General features: G+C 64.2%; 15 protein-coding genes. 13 read left to right on the top strand and 2 right to left on the bottom strand.

The window, feature by feature from the left end; all coding sequences use genetic code 11:
• Positions 1 to 35: 35 nt before the first annotated feature.
• Both BH682_RS08715 and BH682_RS08720 read right to left on the bottom strand, forming a co-directional pair.
• The gene (locus tag BH682_RS08715) at positions 36 to 896 is read right to left on the bottom strand and encodes an EamA family transporter (RefSeq protein ID WP_007728407.1); all 861 of its coding nucleotides are present in this window, start codon (positions 894 to 896) and stop codon (positions 36 to 38) included.
• Positions 893 to 1693 (bottom strand): crotonase/enoyl-CoA hydratase family protein, encoded by an 801-nt coding sequence (locus BH682_RS08720; RefSeq protein WP_075832683.1) that lies wholly within the window; start codon positions 1691 to 1693, stop codon positions 893 to 895. The genes BH682_RS08715 and BH682_RS08720 overlap by 4 nt, the downstream gene beginning before the upstream one ends.
• A 109-nt stretch (positions 1694 to 1802) precedes the next feature.
• Here BH682_RS08720 and BH682_RS08725 point away from each other — a divergent pair, with 109 nt between their 5' ends.
• The 13 genes from BH682_RS08725 to fusA all read left to right on the top strand — a co-directional run bounded on the left by BH682_RS08725 (position 1803) and on the right by fusA (position 16438).
• The gene (locus BH682_RS08725; protein ID WP_003941918.1) at positions 1803 to 2624 is read left to right on the top strand and encodes a TIGR03084 family metal-binding protein; all 822 of its coding nucleotides are present in this window, start codon (positions 1803 to 1805) and stop codon (positions 2622 to 2624) included.
• A complete protein-coding gene (locus BH682_RS08730) occupies positions 2621 to 4342 on the top strand; it encodes an acyclic terpene utilization AtuA family protein (protein ID WP_075832685.1) in 1722 nt (573 codons plus the stop codon). Before BH682_RS08725 ends, BH682_RS08730 begins: the two co-directional genes overlap by 4 nt.
• A complete protein-coding gene (locus tag BH682_RS08735) occupies positions 4339 to 5487 on the top strand; it encodes an acyl-CoA dehydrogenase family protein (protein WP_007728404.1) in 1149 nt (382 codons plus the stop codon). Before BH682_RS08730 ends, BH682_RS08735 begins: the two co-directional genes overlap by 4 nt.
• A complete protein-coding gene (locus tag BH682_RS08740; protein WP_075832687.1) occupies positions 5484 to 7082 on the top strand; it encodes an acyl-CoA carboxylase subunit beta in 1599 nt (532 codons plus the stop codon). The genes BH682_RS08735 and BH682_RS08740 overlap by 4 nt, the downstream gene beginning before the upstream one ends.
• A gap of 8 nt (positions 7083 to 7090) precedes the next feature.
• Positions 7091 to 9076 carry an acetyl/propionyl/methylcrotonyl-CoA carboxylase subunit alpha gene (locus tag BH682_RS08745; protein WP_050656406.1) on the top strand — a complete coding sequence of 662 codons (1986 nt, stop codon included), beginning with the start codon at positions 7091 to 7093 and terminating at the stop codon, positions 9074 to 9076.
• Positions 9076 to 10236: an acyl-CoA dehydrogenase family protein gene (locus BH682_RS08750; protein ID WP_003942033.1), complete on the top strand. Its 1161-nt coding sequence runs from the start codon at positions 9076 to 9078 to the stop codon at positions 10234 to 10236. The genes BH682_RS08745 and BH682_RS08750 overlap by 1 nt, the downstream gene beginning before the upstream one ends.
• Positions 10237 to 10249: 13 nt before the next feature.
• Positions 10250 to 11035 carry an enoyl-CoA hydratase family protein gene (locus tag BH682_RS08755; RefSeq protein ID WP_007728400.1) on the top strand — a complete coding sequence of 262 codons (786 nt, stop codon included), beginning with the start codon at positions 10250 to 10252 and terminating at the stop codon, positions 11033 to 11035.
• Between the two features lie 60 nt (positions 11036 to 11095).
• A complete protein-coding gene (locus BH682_RS08760) occupies positions 11096 to 11707 on the top strand; it encodes a TetR/AcrR family transcriptional regulator (RefSeq protein WP_003942008.1) in 612 nt (203 codons plus the stop codon).
• Between the two features lie 83 nt (positions 11708 to 11790).
• On the top strand, positions 11791 to 12339 hold the full coding sequence (locus BH682_RS08765; RefSeq protein WP_047268916.1) for a DUF3558 domain-containing protein: 549 nt from the start codon (positions 11791 to 11793) through the stop codon (positions 12337 to 12339).
• Positions 12336 to 12881, top strand: a complete 546-nt coding sequence (locus BH682_RS08770) for a DUF3558 domain-containing protein (protein WP_064074181.1) — start codon at positions 12336 to 12338, stop codon at positions 12879 to 12881. The genes BH682_RS08765 and BH682_RS08770 overlap by 4 nt, the downstream gene beginning before the upstream one ends.
• 409 nt (positions 12882 to 13290) lie before the next feature.
• Positions 13291 to 13665: a 30S ribosomal protein S12 gene (rpsL, locus tag BH682_RS08775; RefSeq protein WP_003941908.1), complete on the top strand. Its 375-nt coding sequence runs from the start codon at positions 13291 to 13293 to the stop codon at positions 13663 to 13665.
• A complete protein-coding gene (gene rpsG, locus BH682_RS08780; protein ID WP_003941856.1) occupies positions 13665 to 14135 on the top strand; it encodes a 30S ribosomal protein S7 in 471 nt (156 codons plus the stop codon). The genes rpsL and rpsG overlap by 1 nt, the downstream gene beginning before the upstream one ends.
• A 200-nt stretch (positions 14136 to 14335) precedes the next feature.
• Positions 14336 to 16438: an elongation factor G gene (gene fusA / locus BH682_RS08785; RefSeq protein WP_007728394.1), complete on the top strand. Its 2103-nt coding sequence runs from the start codon at positions 14336 to 14338 to the stop codon at positions 16436 to 16438.
• Positions 16439 to 16499 lie beyond the last annotated feature (61 nt).

The following is a 16499-nucleotide window of genomic DNA, read 5'->3' on the forward strand; positions in this document are numbered from 1 at the left end:
GTGCGTTGGAATGACGTGCTCTGACGGTACCTGGACTACTTCGCTGTGGGTTTTCGATTCATGACGACTGTGCCGACGCCCGCGGCCACCACCAGTGCGATGGCCACGAGTGTGAACGCGTCGAGCGTTTGCCCGATCACGAGGACTCCGGCCAGTGCGGCCGCTGCGGGTTCGAGGGCGATGAGGACGGCAAAGACTTTCTTGGCTAGAGAGCGCAGCGCCCACATTTCCAAGCTGTACGGGATGACGGACGAGAGGACGGCGACGGCTGCGCCTGCGGCGAGCATCGTCGGATCCAGCAGTTCACTTCCGCCCGAGACGACGCCGAAGGGTAGCGTCAATACGGCCGCGACGATGCTTGCGCCTGCCAACCCGTCGGCGCTCGGGAGCGTCGCGGCCAGGTGGGAACCGGCCACGATGTATCCGGCCCACGCAGTAGCGGCGATCAACGCGAACATCACCCCGATCGGGTCCAAACCGGATTCGCCGTGATCGCCCAACCCGAGCAGCAACACTCCGCCGAAGGCGAGCAGCACCCATGCTCCGTCGGCCCACCGACGAGACAGAACTGCGGCCAGGGTGAGCGGTCCGAGGAACTCGATGGTGACGGCCGTTCCGATGGGCACCGTGTCGAGGGCGAGGTAGAAGGCGCCGTTCATCACGGCGAGGGCGATGCCCAGCGCGAAGATGCCTTTGCGCTGCCGGTTCGACCATCTGCTCCATCGCGGGCGGACGATGACGCCGAGGATGATCGCGGCGATCGTCAGCCGCAGCGTCGTGGCTCCGGCCGGCCCGATCTGCGAGAACAGTGTCGTCGCGAATGCCGCTCCGAACTGGAGCGACAGTATCGACGTGAGGACTGCTCCGACCGGCAGTAGCTGACTGCCGGCCTTCATTCTCCGGTGAACTCGGGACTTCGACGCTCGAGCATCGCGGCGACGGCTTCGTGGTGATCTCGGGTGTGGTGGGCGATCGACTGCATGGCGGCCGAGAGTTCGAGCAAGCTCTCGAGGCTCTGGTGCTGGCCCTCGCGGAGGAGCTTTTTGGTCATGCGGAGTACCTGCGGGGGATTGGCGGCTACTCGAGCTGCCAAAGCGTGCGCAGCGGAAAGCAATTCCTCGGGCTCGGTCACCTGCGAGACCAGACCCCAGTCGAGTGCCTTCGCAGCATCGATCGGTTCACCGGTGAACGCCATCTCGGCCGCGCGGGCGTTGCCGATCGCGCGGGGGAGCAGCCACGCTCCGCCGTCGCCGGGAATGAGTCCTACCTTGACGAAACTCTCGGCGAAGACTGCGGCGGTCGAGGCGATGCGGAGGTCGCACATGAGTGAGAGGTCGCAGCCCGCTCCGATGGCCGGGCCGTTGACCGCCGCGATGGTCGGCACCTCACACGCGTACAGCGCGAGCGGGATGCGTTGGATGCCGTGCCGGTAGCCCTGGCGGATCTCGCCGGGTGCGCCACCGAACATGCCCTCCTTGTCTCGCATGTGCTTGACGTTGCCGCCGGAGGAGAAGGCCGATCCGGCCCCCGTCAGAATGACCGTGCGCACACTCTGATCTCGGTTGACCGCGGTGACTGCGTCTTCGAGGGCCTCGATCATGTCGATCTCGGAGATCGCATTGCGGGTGTCCGGGCGATTGAGGGTCCACGTGACCACATCGCCGGTTCGCGAGATCAGTACGGCGTCGCTCATGGGTGCTCCTGGTTGTCGATGGCAGTTGAACTCAGTCTCTCACCACAGGATTTCGCAATAACAATCATTCGTGCTTGATTTTTATGGATGTGGGTGTGATGCTGGTCGCATGGCCGAACTTCAGACGTTCATCGATGACTTGCGGGCCGAAGGCGAGAGCCTAGACGCCCTGGTTGCGGATCTGCCCGAGGAGAAGTGGGCGACAATGACGCCTGCGGAAGGGTGGACCATCGCACATCAGATCGGGCACCTGCACTGGACGGACAGTGCAGCGATCCTGGCGATCACCGACCCGGACGGGTTCGCGGAGCAGTTGAAGGCGGCGTTCGTGAACCCGGCAGGGTTTGTCGACGACGGTGCTGCCGAACAGGCGGCCCGCCAGCCGGCGGAGTTGCTCGCCGATTGGCGAGCGGGGCGCACCGCTCTCGTCGAGGCGCTCACCGCCGCCCCGGCCGGAACCAAGTTCCCCTGGTACGGCCCGCCCATGGGCGGTGTCTCCATGGCTACCGCGCGACTGATGGAGACGTGGGCGCACGGGCAGGACGTTGCCGACGCACTCGGCGTCGAACGCGCTCCGACGGCGCGCATCAAGAACATCGCTCACCTGGGTGTGCGGACGCGAAACTTCGCGTACTCGGTCAACGAGAAAACGCCGCCCGCCGACGATTTCCGGGTTGAGTTGACCGCGCCGGACGGGTCGCTCTGGACCTGGGGGCCGGAAGATGCACCGCAGAAGGTCACCGGGCCGGCGTTGGACTTCTGCCTGCTGGTTACCCAGCGCGCCAATCGCGCCGATCTCGATCTGGTCGCCGTGGGTGCCGACGCGGACGAGTGGCTCGGGTTCGCGCAGGCCTTTGCCGGACCCAGCGGTGAGGGACGAGCCGCCGTCGGATCCAGCGGTGAGGGACGAGCATCGAAGGTGGGCAAATGAGTTCGGTACGGATCGGTAACTGCTCCGGGTTCTACGGCGACCGCGTCTCGGCGATGCGCGAGATGCTCGAGGGCGGCGAACTCGACTACCTGACCGGCGACTACCTGGCCGAACTGACGATGTTGATCCTCGGGCGGGACCGGATGAAGGACCCGGCGCTCGGCTACGCGAAGACGTTCCTGCGGCAGGTGGAGGACACGCTCGGCCTTGCGCTCGACAAGGGGGTGAAGATCGTCGCGAATGCAGGCGGTCTCAATCCCGCCGGACTGGCCGACGCGTTGCGCGAGGTCAACACCAAGCTGGGGTTGAACGCAAAGATCGCCCACGTCGAGGGCGACGATTTGATCTCTCGGGCAGACGAACTCGGACTCGGCTCCCCACTGACGGCCAACGCGTACCTCGGCGCCTGGGGCATAGTCGAAGCATTGTCGGCCGACGCCGATGTCGTGGTCACCGGACGGGTCACCGATGCGTCGGTGATCGTCGGTCCGGCCGCTCACCATTTCGGTTGGAAGCGAGATGATTTCGATCAGCTTGCCGGTGCTGTCGCGGCGGGCCACGTCATCGAGTGCGGAACCCAGGCCACCGGCGGCAACTACGCGTTCTTCACAGAGATTCCCAATCTGGGCCGGCCTGGCTTCCCGATCGCCGAGATCAACGCGGACGGATCTTCGGTCATCACCAAACACGCCGGAACGGACGGCGAGGTGAGCGTCGGCACGGTGACGGCGCAGCTGCTGTACGAGATCACCGGTGGACGCTACGCGGGCCCGGACGTGACGACCCGCATCGACAACGCAGTGCTCACCCAGGAAGGCCCGGACCGGGTGTTGATCAGCGGCGTCACGGGCGAGGCTCCGCCGCCGCAGTACAAGGTCTCCCTGAACACGCTGGCCGGGTTCCGTAACGAGGCCACCTTCATCCTCACGGGTCTCGACATCGAGGCCAAGGCCGATCTGGCGAAGACTCAGCTCGAATCCTGGCTGACGAAGAAGCCCGCCGAACTGGTCTGGACTCTCGCTCGCACGGATCATCCGGATTCCGACACCGAGGAAACCGCGAGTGCGTTGCTGCGCTGCGTGGTTCGCGATTCCGACCCCAAGGTGATCGGTCGCCCTTTCTCCGCGGTTGCGGTGGAAATGGCACTTGCCAGCTACCCCGGCTTCTCGCTGACGGCTCCGCCGAGCAACGGCCAACCGTACGGAGTGTTCACCCCCGGCTACGTCGACGCGGGATCGGTGCCGCACGTGGCCGTACTGCCGGACGGCACGCGCGTGGACATCGCTCCGTCCACGTTGACGCAGGACCTCGAGCCCGTCGGCGAACCGGAGCGTCCGGAGCCGTTGCCGCCACAGTCTTCGCTGTCGGTACCACTCGGCACGATTGCGGGTGCCCGTAGCGGCGACAAGGGCGGAAATGCCAACGTCGGCGTCTGGGTTCGCACGGACGATCAGTGGAAGTGGTTGGCGCACACACTGACCGTCGAGATGCTCAAGGAACTGCTACCGGAAGCAGTAGACCTGAACGTCACTCGCTACCAGCTTCCGCACCTTCGTGCCGTCAACTTCGTGATCGAGGGAATTCTCGGTCAGGGTGTCGCCTCGCAGGCGCGGTTCGATCCGCAGGCCAAGGGAATTGGTGAATGGCTGCGTTCGCGCCACATCGACATCCCGATTTCGCTACTCCCCGTAACTGACGAGAAAGAGGATTCACGGTGACCGTGTGGACCACACCGGAAAGGCTTGCGCTTCGCGAGACCGTACGCGGATTCGTGAACCAGGAGATTCTGCCGCATCTGACGCAGTGGGAGCGCGACGGCGAGATTCCGCGCGAATTGCACCGCAAGGCAGGCGCTCTCGGACTCCTCGGGGCCAGTGCACCCGAATCGGCCGGTGGTGAGGGCGGCGACGCCGTCGACTCCATCGTGATCTGTGAGGAGATGCATCAGGCAGGTGCGTCGGGCGGGCTGTTCGCATCGCTCTTCACCTGCGGCATCGCGGTGCCGCACCTGATCGCGGCCGGCGACGAGGCGCAGATCGAGAAGTGGGTCAAGCCGACCCTGCGCGGCGACAAGATCGGCTCGCTCGCCATCACCGAGCCCGGCGGAGGCAGCGACGTCGGGCACCTGACAACTACAGCCAAGCGCGACGGCGATCATTACGTCGTGAACGGCGCCAAGACGTTCATCACCTCCGGCGTTCGAGCGGACTTCGTCGTTACAGCGGTGCGCACCGGTGGTCCCGGCGCGGGTGGTGTCTCACTGCTCGTGATCGAGAAGGGCACACCGGGATTCACCGTCTCGCGCAAACTCGAGAAGATGGGCTGGCGCGCATCCGATACCGCGGAACTCTCCTTTGTCGACGCCCGGGTTCCGGTGGAGAATCTGGTCGGTGCAGAGAACAGCGGCTTCGCGCAGATCGCCCAGGCATTTGTCTCCGAGCGGGTAGCGCTCGCCGCGCAGGCGTATGCCAGTGCAGAACGTTGCCTGGAGCTGACGCTCGAATGGTGCCGCGCCCGTGAGACTTTCGGTCGCCCCCTGATCAGTCGGCAGGCCGTCCAGAACACCGTCACCGAGATGGCCCGCAAGATCGACGTCGCCAAGGTGTACACGCACTCGGTGATCGAGCGGTACATGGCCGGTGACGGCGATCTGATCGCCGAGGTGTGCTTTGCGAAGAACACGGCAGTCGAGACGGGCGAATGGGTTGCGAACCAAGCTGTTCAGCTGTTCGGCGGCCTCGGATACATGCAGGAAAGCGAAGTGGAGAGGCAGTACCGGGACATGCGAATTCTGGGAATCGGTGGCGGAACCACCGAAATCCTCACCGGCCTCGCGGCCAAGCGATTGGGGTATCAGTCATGAGTGTCATCCGGTCAACACTGGACACCAATTCCGAGGTGTACAAGACCGCAACTTCGACCATGAACACCAAGCTCGCCGAGATCGAGGTCGAGCACGCCAAGGCGTTGGCGGGTGGCGGCGAGAAGTACACCGAGCGGCACCACAAGCGGGGAAAGCTCCTGGCACGCGAGCGGATCGAACTCCTGCTCGATCAGGATTCACCGTTCCTCGAACTGTGTCCCCTCGCTGCGTGGGGGAGTGAATTTCCGGTCGGCGCCAGCACCGTGGTCGGTATCGGCGTCGTCGAAGGTGTCGAATGCCTGATCGTCGCCAACGATCCCACCGTGCGCGGCGGCACCAGCAACCCGTGGACGCTGCGTAAGGGTTTCCGCGCCAACGACATCGCCATGCAGAACCGACTCCCGGTGATCTCCCTCGTAGAGTCCGGCGGCGCAGACTTGCCGACGCAGAAAGAGGTGTTCATCCCGGGCGGGCGTATGTTCCGTGACCTCACTCAGCTGTCCGCAGCCGGAATCCCCACCATTGCACTGGTCTTCGGTAACTCGACGGCCGGCGGTGCGTACATCCCGGGCATGTCCGACCACGTCGTGATGATCAAGGAACGCTCCAAGGTGTTCCTCGCAGGCCCGCCGCTGGTCAAGATGGCCACCGGTGAGGAATCCGACGACGAGGCACTCGGCGGCGCCGAAATGCACGCTCGCAAGTCCGGGTTGGCCGACTACTTCGCCGCCGACGAGCAGGACGCGATCCGCATCGGGCGCTCGATCGTCAAGCGGCTCAACTGGACCAAGAAGGGGCCGGCGCCGCGCGCGGAGATCATCGAACCGCTCGAGGATCCGGAAGAGTTGCTCGGCATCGTTCCGGCCGACCTGAAGATCCCGTTCGATCCGCGTGAGGTCATCGCCCGTATCGTCGACGGTTCCGACTTCGACGAGTTCAAGCCGCTCTACGGTTCCTCCCTCGTGACCGGGTGGGCCGAGCTCAACGGCTACCCGATCGGCATCCTGGCGAACGCACGTGGAGTGCTCTTCAGTGAGGAATCACAGAAGGCCACGCAGTTCATCCAGCTCGCCAATCGTTCCAACACGCCGTTGCTGTTCCTGCACAACACCACCGGCTACATGGTGGGTAAGGAATACGAGGAGGGCGGCATGATCAAGCACGGATCGATGATGATCAATGCGGTTGCCAACTCCAAGGTTCCGCACATCTCGATCCTGCTCGGAGCGTCGTACGGCGCCGGTCACTACGGTATGTGCGGACGCGCGTTCGATCCGCGGTTCCTCTTTGCGTGGCCCAGTTCCAAGTCCGCCGTCATGGGCGGTGCGCAGCTCGCCGGCGTCATCTCCATCGTGGGACGCGCTGCTGCCGAGGCCCGCGGCCAGGTCTTCGACGAGCAGGCCGACGCCGGCATGCGCGCGATGATCGAGAACCAGATCGAGGCCGAGTCACTTCCGATGTTCCTGTCGGGTCGTCTGTACGACGACGGCGTCATCGATCCCCGAGACACCCGCACCGTGGTGGGAATGTGCCTGTCGGCCATCGCCACCGCCCCGATCGAAGGCACCGAGAACTTCGGCGTCTTCCGTATGTGAGGCACGCCGTGACAATCACTTCAGTACTGGTCGCCAATCGTGGCGAAATCGCCCGCCGTGTCTTTGCAACCTGCCGCAAGAACGGAATCGGCACGGTCGCGGTATTTTCCGACGCAGATGCCGACAGCCCGCACGTCGCCGAAGCCGATGCTTCGGTTCGCCTACCGGGTAACACGCCTGCCGAGACCTACTTGCGGGGTGAGCTCGTCATCGCCGCCGCCAAGGCTTCGGGCGCCGACGCGATTCACCCCGGATACGGATTCCTCTCCGAGAACGCGGAGTTCGCGCGCAGCGTCATCGACGCGGGACTGACGTGGATCGGCCCGCCCGTCGAATCCATCGAGCTCATGGGGTCGAAGGTCGAGTCCAAGAAGATCATGGACGCCGCCGGAGTGCCGGTGCTCTCCGAACTCGATCCCGCCGCGGTGACCGAGGCTCATCTGCCGGTGCTGATCAAGGCGTCGGCGGGCGGCGGCGGACGCGGAATGCGTGTCGTTCGTGAATTGTCGGCGCTGGACGGCGAACTGGAAGCGGCGCGGCGTGAGGCGCAGTCCGCTTTCGGCGACCCGACAGTCTTCTGTGAGCGTTACCTCGAGACCGGTCGGCACATCGAGGTTCAGGTCATGGCCGACCGCCACGGTGCGGTGTGGGCGGTGGGGGAGCGCGAGTGCTCGATCCAGCGTCGGCATCAGAAGGTGGTCGAAGAGGCCCCGTCGCCGCTCGTGCAACGCATCCCCGCCATGCGCGACAAGCTGTTCGACGCCTCGCGGCTCGCAGCCAACGCCATCGGTTACGAGGGGGCAGGAACCGTTGAATTCCTGGCTGACGAAAAAGGCGACTTCTTCTTCCTGGAAATGAACACGCGTTTGCAGGTGGAGCATCCGGTCACCGAGTGCACCACTGGACTCGATCTGGTGGAACTGCAATTGCAGGTCGCTTCAGGTGAAGCACTTCCGGACGATCAGCCGGAGATCCGTGGGCATTCGATCGAAGTGCGCCTGTACGCCGAGGACCCCGCCAAGAACTGGCAGCCGCAGAGCGGAACCGTCCACCACATCGAGTTGCCCGGTGACCCGCAAGAATTCAGTGTTCTGCGTGAGCAGGGCGTTCGCCTCGACTCCGGCGTCGTCGACGGCAGTGTTGTCGGCGTCCACTACGACCCGATGTTGGCCAAGGTCATCTCGTACGCGCCGACGCGGACCGCAGCTGCCCGGCTGCTCGCATCGACGCTGGCGCGCACCAGGATTCACGGGCTGCGCACCAACCGCGACCTGCTCGTCAACGTCCTGGCCCACCCCGCCTTCATTGCCGGAGACACCGACACTGCCTTCTTCGAGACTCACGACCTCGAGAAGCTGTCTACGCCCTTGGCCGATACCGACGCCGAAAGACTCTCGGCGCTGGCGGCGGCACTTGCCGATGCCGCGCACAACCGGGCGTCGGCCCGCGTCATCGGCCGCTTGCCCAGCGGGTGGCGCAACCTCCCGTCGCAGCCGCAGAGCAAGAGCTATTCCACTGCGTCGGGCGACTACGACGTCCGCTACTCCCTGAGCCGAAGCGGCGTGCTGAGTGCAGAAGGCTTCGACGACGTGCGCCTGGTATCGGCAACTGCGACCCGGGTAGTGCTCGAGCAGAGCGGAGTACAGCGCTCGTTCGACGTTGCGGCCTACGGGAGTGAGATTTTTGTCGACTCCTCGCTCGGACCCGTCGCGTTGACGGCAGCACCGCGCTTCGTGGATCCGTCGGCAGAAGTCGCCGCCGGTTCGTTGCTCGCTCCGATGCCGGGATCGGTCATCCGCCTCGGTGCCGCACTCGGTGACACCGTCACCGCCGGCCAGCCGATTCTGTGGCTGGAGGCCATGAAGATGGAACACACCGTCACCGCGCCGACTGCCGGTGTCCTGGTGGAACTTCCGGTCGCCGTCGGCCAGCAGGTCGAGGTCGGATCGGTACTCGCACGTGTGGAAGAACCCGCTACAGAAGAGGAAGCATGATGAGTTTCATCGAAACCGAAGAGCAGAAGGAACTGCGGGCATCCGTTTCCAAACTGGGTGAGCGCTTCAACTACGTCGACTACGTGCTGCCCAAGGCGCGAAAGGGGGAGCCGCTCACCGAATTGTGGAACGAGGCGGGCAAACTCGGATTCCTGGGCGTCAACCTGCCGGAGGAATACGGCGGCGGCGGTGCAGGCATCTACGAACTCGCGCTGGTGCAGGAGGAATTGGCGGCGCAGGGTGCCGGTCTGCTCCTGGTTGTCGTATCCCCGGCCATCTGCGGCACCATCATCGGCAAGTACGGCACGGCGGAGCAGAAGCAGCAGTGGCTACCCAGCCTCGCCGACGGCTCCAAGATCATGGCGTTCGGAATCACCGAGGCCGACGCTGGTTCCAACTCTCATCAGATCACCACGACGGCACGCAGGGATGGCGACGACTGGATCCTGAGCGGCAACAAGATCTACATCTCGGGTGTCGATCAGGCTGACGCGGTCCTCGTCGTTGCGCGGACCGAGGACTCCAAGACGGGCAAGCTCAAGCCCGCTCTGTTCATCGTCCCCACGGATTCTCCCGGATTCGTGAAGACGCAGATGGAGATGGACATCATCGAACCGGACCACCAGTTCATCCTCTTCCTCGACGACGTCCGTCTGCCGGCCGACGCTCTGGTCGGCGAAGCCGATGCCGCCCTGATGCAGTTGTTCGCCGGCCTCAACCCCGAGCGCATCCTGGGTGCGTCGATGGCCATCGGCATGGGCCGTTACGCCCTGAACGCCGCAGTGAAGTTCGCCAACGAGCGCACGGTGTGGAAGACGCCGATCGGTGCGCACCAAGGCATTTCGCATCCACTCGCGCAGGTGAAGATCGAACTCGAGCTCGCCAAGCTGATGATGCAGAAGGCCGCGGTGCTCTACGACAGCGGTGACGATTTCGGTGCTGCCGAAGCCGCGAACATGGCCAAGTACGCCGCCGCCGAAGCCAGCATCAAGGCGCTCGATCAGGCGATCCAGACGCATGGCGGCGCAGGACTGACGAAGGAATACGGACTGGCCGCCATGCTCGGTGCGGCTCGTATCGCCCGTGTCGCGCCGGTGAGCCGCGAGATGATCCTCAACTTCGTCTCACAGCATTCCCTCGGTCTGCCACGGTCCTACTAGGAAGAGGCGACTCATGACGGATCAGGACAAGCCATACGTACGGTACGAAGTATCGGGCGGTGCTGCCACGATCACTCTCGACTCACCCCACAACCGCAACGCGATTTCGACGCGGTTGGTCACGGAGTTGCAGGCTGGGTTGACGTCGGCTGCCGCCGATCCGGCAGTTCGAGCGGTGGTACTCACCCACACCGGTGGAACATTCTGTGCGGGAGCCGATCTCAGTGAGGCCTCCGGTTCGTCCGCATCACCGGAGGACGCCGTCAAGGAGCGAGGACGGGGGATGCTGACACTCTTGCGCAGCATTCTCGAGCTTCCCAAGCCGGTGATCGGGCGGATCGACGGTCACGTCCGGGCCGGAGGCATGGGTCTTGTCGGGGCGTGCGACATCGTCGTCGCCGGACCGGCGAGCACCTTCGCGGTGACGGAATCACGGTTGGGTTTGGCAGCGTCCATCATTTCGCTCACGGTCCTACCGAGGCTCGACCAGCGATCTGCGAGCCGCTATCTGCTCACCGGCGAGAAGTTCGGCCAGCACGAGGCCGAATCCATCGGACTCGTCACCTCCGCGTCGCAGGACACGGAGGAGTCGATCACCGAACTGCTCGGCACCTTGCGCCAATGTTCACCGCAGGGACTTGCCGAATCGAAGTGGATCACGACGCGTTCGGTCCTGGCTGGATTCGACCGGGACGGCGAGGAGATGATCGCGCAGTCGGCTCGGCTGTTTTCCTCTGACGAGGCTCGTGAGGGCATGATGTCTTTCTTGCAGAAGCGTCCAGCGGCCTGGGCGCAGTAGAAACTGCGCAGCTGGGACACAGAAGCGCTGGAACACAGAAGTAGAAGGGATGGCGGCGCGATGACTCGAGAGCCCAAGCAGGACCGAAGTCGAGTCACGCGCTCCCACCTGCTCGAAGTGACTGTGGAGTGTCTCGCCGAACTCGGGTGGAGCGCAACGACGATGAGCGTCGTCGCGCAGCGTGCCGGGGTGTCCAGAGGCGCCATGCAGCATCACTTCCCGACCCGCGAGGACCTCATCACCGCGGCGCTCGAGGTGATGTTCGACGCCCGGATGGATCAGGCACGAAAGGAATCGACCGACCTTCCGGTGGGTGCCGGACGAACCGAGGCGATCATTTCGCGGTTGGTGGAGTACTACACCGGGACTCTGTTCAAAGCAGCACTGCAGGTGTGGACGGCCGCTGCCTCCGACCCCGACCTGCGTGCCCGCGTACTGCCCCTCGAGGAACGATTCGGGCGCATCGCGCACCGCATGGCCGTCGAGAGTCTGGGTGTCGACGACTCCGACCCGGTGACGCACCGCTTGGTACAGGCGACCCTGGACCTGGCCCGCGGGCTGGGGCTGGCTGATGTCTTGACAGACGACTCGCGCCGACGCACCGAGGTGGTCAAACAGTGGGCGGCGCAATTGGATTCCACACTTGTTCGGGTACCGGTGGCAACTCCCTGAATCGGTAGCGGCGGGGCCGGCGCCGGTGCTCTCGACGCGCACGTGGCGTGTGTCGGGGGCCACCGAGAAGTACAGTCGGCTCCATGGCCGCACGCACTCTCACTTCGATCGGGACTTCGGTATTGGTCTCGGCTGCCGTGCTCTCGGCCGTGGTCGGCTGCAGCTCCGGCGACGGGTCCGTCGATCAGCCGGGCGACGGTGCGGGTTCGCAGGCACTCGCACCTACGGATCCGGGCCCGATGTTCGCCGAATGCGGCTCGGTGACCGACGAGGAAGTTGTCAACGCCTTCAATCTCGGCACTTTTGCGACGACGACGCGCAACGGCGTCGGTTGCCAGTGGGAAGTCGCCGGTTCGAACGGTCCGAGCGTCAGTTTCTCCTGGTACCGGGGTAGCCCGATCGGCCGCGAACGGGCCGGGTCCGACCTGCTCGGACGTCCTGCCGACGACATCACGATCGGTGGACACCAGGGCTTCATCGCGTCCACGGCAGGTTCGTTGTGCGAGTTGGGTATCGCGTTCGGCGGAGACTTCGTGCACTGGTCGATCACCTACGGTTTGCTGCCACCGACCGCGGATCCATGCACGGTGGCGCGGGATCTGATGGAAAAAACAGTTTCGAGGGCACAGTGAAGTTCGAGGGCGCCGTGAAGCGCATAAGGATCGGACTCGCCTTGGCGGGGTCGCTGGTTCTGCTGACAGGCTGCGGCTCGGTGGTCACCGGGACTCCCCGTGCGGAGGGCAGCTACGGCGGTAGTGACAGCCAGGAATTCGCGAACGTCCTCCAAGAATGCGAAGCCGTCACCGACGAGCAGATCGCCGGTGCCGTGGGTGCCGACGCCGTCGGGCGTGGGTTCTTCGGCGCTATCTGCCGTTGGGACGGCATCGGGACCGCGGGTCCGATCAAGATCACCTTCAACTGGTTCGAGACGGGCACCCTCGATCACGAGCGCGCTGCATTCGAGCACCTGGGATACGTGGTGGCGAAAATCGACATCAACGGCAGTGGCGGGTACCAGGTTCGCCAGCCGGCCGATCCGCAGAGCTGCGGGGTGAGCGCGAGCGCACCGGCCGGGGGAGTGTTCGGTTGGTGGGTCACCGAGCCGCAAGGCGGCGCGGATCCGTGCGAGGCTGCGGCAAAGCTCGGCGCGTTGACGTTGAACCGCAGCATCTGATCGCGACCGGTCCGGCTGCGTGGTCTGAGTGTGCAGCCAGAGTGTCTGGTCAGAGCGTGAGGTCACTATCACCGTGGCCTCACTTTGACCTCGTGGCGCGCCGACAGGTATCGTTATGGGTCGTGTCCGGCATGCCCGGGCCGATCTGTGTGCCTAGCTAGGTATTGCCGTGCGCGCGTTCGAGCAGAAACTGCTGATGAACGAGCATCCGGCTGCCTGTGTGGGGGTATGCGACACGCCCGACCTCGGGGGCAGTGCGCGGCATGAAAGTGCTGAGTACAGACTCTGAGGTGGGTGAGGAGCAGCAGCTCTCTTGCTCCAACTGCTAGATCCCTAATTTCAGAACAGCCACGTTTTCGAACGGCCCGAGTTCGCTCGAGCAGTCTGTTCGTCACAAGAAAGCCGGTAAATGCCAACCATCAACCAGCTGGTCCGCAAGGGTCGCCGCGACAAGACCGCCAAGGTCAAGACGGCAGCCCTCAAGGGCAGCCCGCAGCGTCGTGGCGTGTGCACTCGCGTGTACACCACCACCCCCAAGAAGCCGAACTCCGCGCTCCGTAAGGTCGCACGTGTTCGCCTCACGACTTCGGTCGAGGTCACCGCGTACATCCCCGGTGAAGGTCACAACCTTCAGGAGCACTCCATGGTGCTCGTCCGTGGCGGTCGTGTGAAGGACCTCCCGGGTGTCCGTTACAAGATCATCCGCGGCTCCCTCGACACCCAGGGTGTCAAGGGTCGCAAGCAGGCACGCAGCCGCTACGGCGCCAAGAAGGAGAAGAGCTAATGCCACGTAAGGGCCCCGCTCCGAAGCGCCCGCTCATCAACGACCCGGTTTACGGTTCCCCGTTGGTGACGCAGCTCGTCAACAAGATCCTGCTGGACGGCAAGAAGTCCACCGCAGAGCGAATCGTGTACCAGGCTCTCGAGCAGGCACGCGAGAAGACCGGCACCGATCCGGTCGTCACCCTCAAGCGCGCCCTGGACAACGTCAAGCCTGCACTCGAGGTTCGTAGCCGCCGCGTCGGTGGCGCTACCTACCAGGTGCCGGTCGAGGTTCGCCCCGGTCGTTCCACCACGCTGGCACTGCGCTGGCTGGTCACCTTCTCGCGTGCACGTCGTGAGAAGACCATGGTCGAGCGTCTCGCCAACGAGCTCCTCGATGCCAGCAATGGCCTCGGTGCAGCTGTGAAGCGTCGCGAAGACACTCACAAGATGGCCGAAGCCAACAAGGCATTCGCCCACTACCGCTGGTGATGTAAAGCGTCGGAGCAACTGCCATCGGGTGGGGCTCCGACGCTTGTCGCCGTTGGCGGCCTGATCATCGCGACGGATTCCGGACGCAGGTGGCCAGGTTCGCCTCGGCAGAGACATAATTGAAAGACCATGGCCCTGACGGTGGAACACACCGATAAGGCCGACACCCGAAAACCAAGCAACGAGCGGGGAAGAAACCTGTGGCACAGGAAGTGCTGACTGACCTGAACAAGGTCCGCAACATCGGCATCATGGCGCACATCGATGCCGGCAAGACCACCACCACCGAGCGCATCCTGTTCTACACCGGTGTCAATTACAAGATCGGTGAGACGCACGACGGTGCGTCGACGACGGACTGGATGGAGCAGGAGAAGGAACGCGGCATCACGATCACGTCTGCCGCCGTGACTTGCTTCTGGAACAACAACCAGATCAACATCATCGACACCCCCGGCCACGTCGACTTCACGGTCGAGGTGGAGCGGTCGCTGCGCGTGCTCGACGGCGCAGTTGCTGTCTTCGACGGTAAAGAGGGTGTCGAGCCGCAGTCCGAGCAGGTTTGGCGTCAGGCTGCCAAGTACGACGTTCCGCGCATCTGCTTCGTCAACAAGATGGACAAGATGGGCGCGGACTTCTACTTCACAGTCCAGACCATCATCGACCGCTTGGGCGCGAAGCCGCTCGTTCTCCAGCTGCCCATCGGCGCTGAGGACGACTTCGACGGCGTCGTCGACCTGGTCGAGATGAAGGCCATCACCTGGCGCGGCGTGGTCCCGACGGGAACCGCTCCGACCATCGAGGAGATCCCCGCGGATCTCGTCGAGAAGGCTGCCGAGTACCGCGAGAAGCTGCTCGAGACGGTTGCAGAGTCCGACGAAGCTCTCATGGAGAAGTACTTCGGCGGCGAAGAGCTCACCATCGAGGAGATCAAGGGCGCCATCCGCAAGATGACGGTCGCCTCCGAGCTGTACCCGGTTCTCTGTGGCTCCGCGTTCAAGAACAAGGGCGTTCAGCCCATGCTCGACGCTGTCATCGACTACCTTCCGAACCCGCTGGACATCGGCGAGGTCATCGGCCACAAGCTCGGTGACGAAGAAGTAGAGATCACTCGCAAGCCGAGCAAGGACGAGCCGTTCTCGGCTCTCGCCTTCAAGATCGCTGCTCACCCGTTCTTCGGCAAGCTGACCTTCGTCCGCGTGTACTCGGGTCGTATCGATCCGGGTGCTCAGGTGCTCAACGCAACCAAGGGCAAGAAGGAGCGCATCGGAAAGCTCTTCCAGATGCACGCCAACAAGGAGAACCCGGTAGACGAGGCCGTAGCCGGCCACATCTACGCAATGATCGGCCTCAAGGACACCACCACCGGTGACACCTTGTGCGATCAGGCGAGCCCCATCGTCCTCGAGTCGATGTCGTTCCCCGCGCCGGTCATCCAGGTCTCCATCGAGCCCAAGACCAAGTCCGACCAGGAAAAGCTGGGCGTCGCGATCCAGAAGCTCGCCGAAGAGGACCCGACCTTCTCGGTCGAGCTCGACGAAGAGACCGGTCAGACCGTCATCGGCGGTATGGGCGAGCTCCACCTCGACATCCTCGTCGACCGCATGCGTCGCGAGTTCAAGGTCGAGGCGAACGTCGGTAAGCCGCAGGTTGCGTACCGCGAGACCATCACCAAGAAGGTCGAGAAGCACGACTACACCCACAAGAAGCAGACGGGTGGCTCGGGCCAGTTCGCAAAGGTCATCATCGCTCTTGAGCCTTTCGTGGGCGAAGACGGTGCTACCTACGAGTTCGAGAACAAGGTCTCCGGCGGACGTATCCCGCGCGAGTACATCCCCTCCGTGGATGCCGGTGCGCAGGACGCGATGCAGTACGGTGTTCTCGCCGGCTACCCGCTCGTGAACCTGAAGCTGTCGCTGCTCGATGGTGCTTACCACGACGTCGACTCCTCGGAAATGGCGTTCAAGGTTGCCGGTTCGCAGGCACTGAAGGAAGCCGCCCGCAAGGCCGGCCCCGTCATTCTCGAGCCGCTCATGGCTGTCGAGGTCACAACGCCCGAGGAGTACATGGGCGACGTGATCGGCGACCTCAACTCCCGCCGTGGCCAGATCCAGGCCATGGAGGAACGCAGTGGTGCCCGTGTCGTGAAGGCGCTGGTTCCGCTCTCGGAGATGTTCGGTTACATCGGTGACCTGCGGTCGAAGACCCAGGGCCGAGCGAACTTCTCCATGGTGTTCGATTCCTACGCAGAGGTTCCCGCGAACGTCTCGAAGGAAATCATCGCCAAGGCGACGGGCGAGTAAGCACAGCGAGCTCCCCAGCCCGCGCCGGCAAGTAACCTCGGTTTCTTCCGGCACGAAGCAC

The organism is Rhodococcus sp. YL-1 (genome assembly GCF_001942025.1).
GTDB lineage: Bacteria > Actinomycetota > Actinomycetes > Mycobacteriales > Mycobacteriaceae > Rhodococcus_F > Rhodococcus_F qingshengii.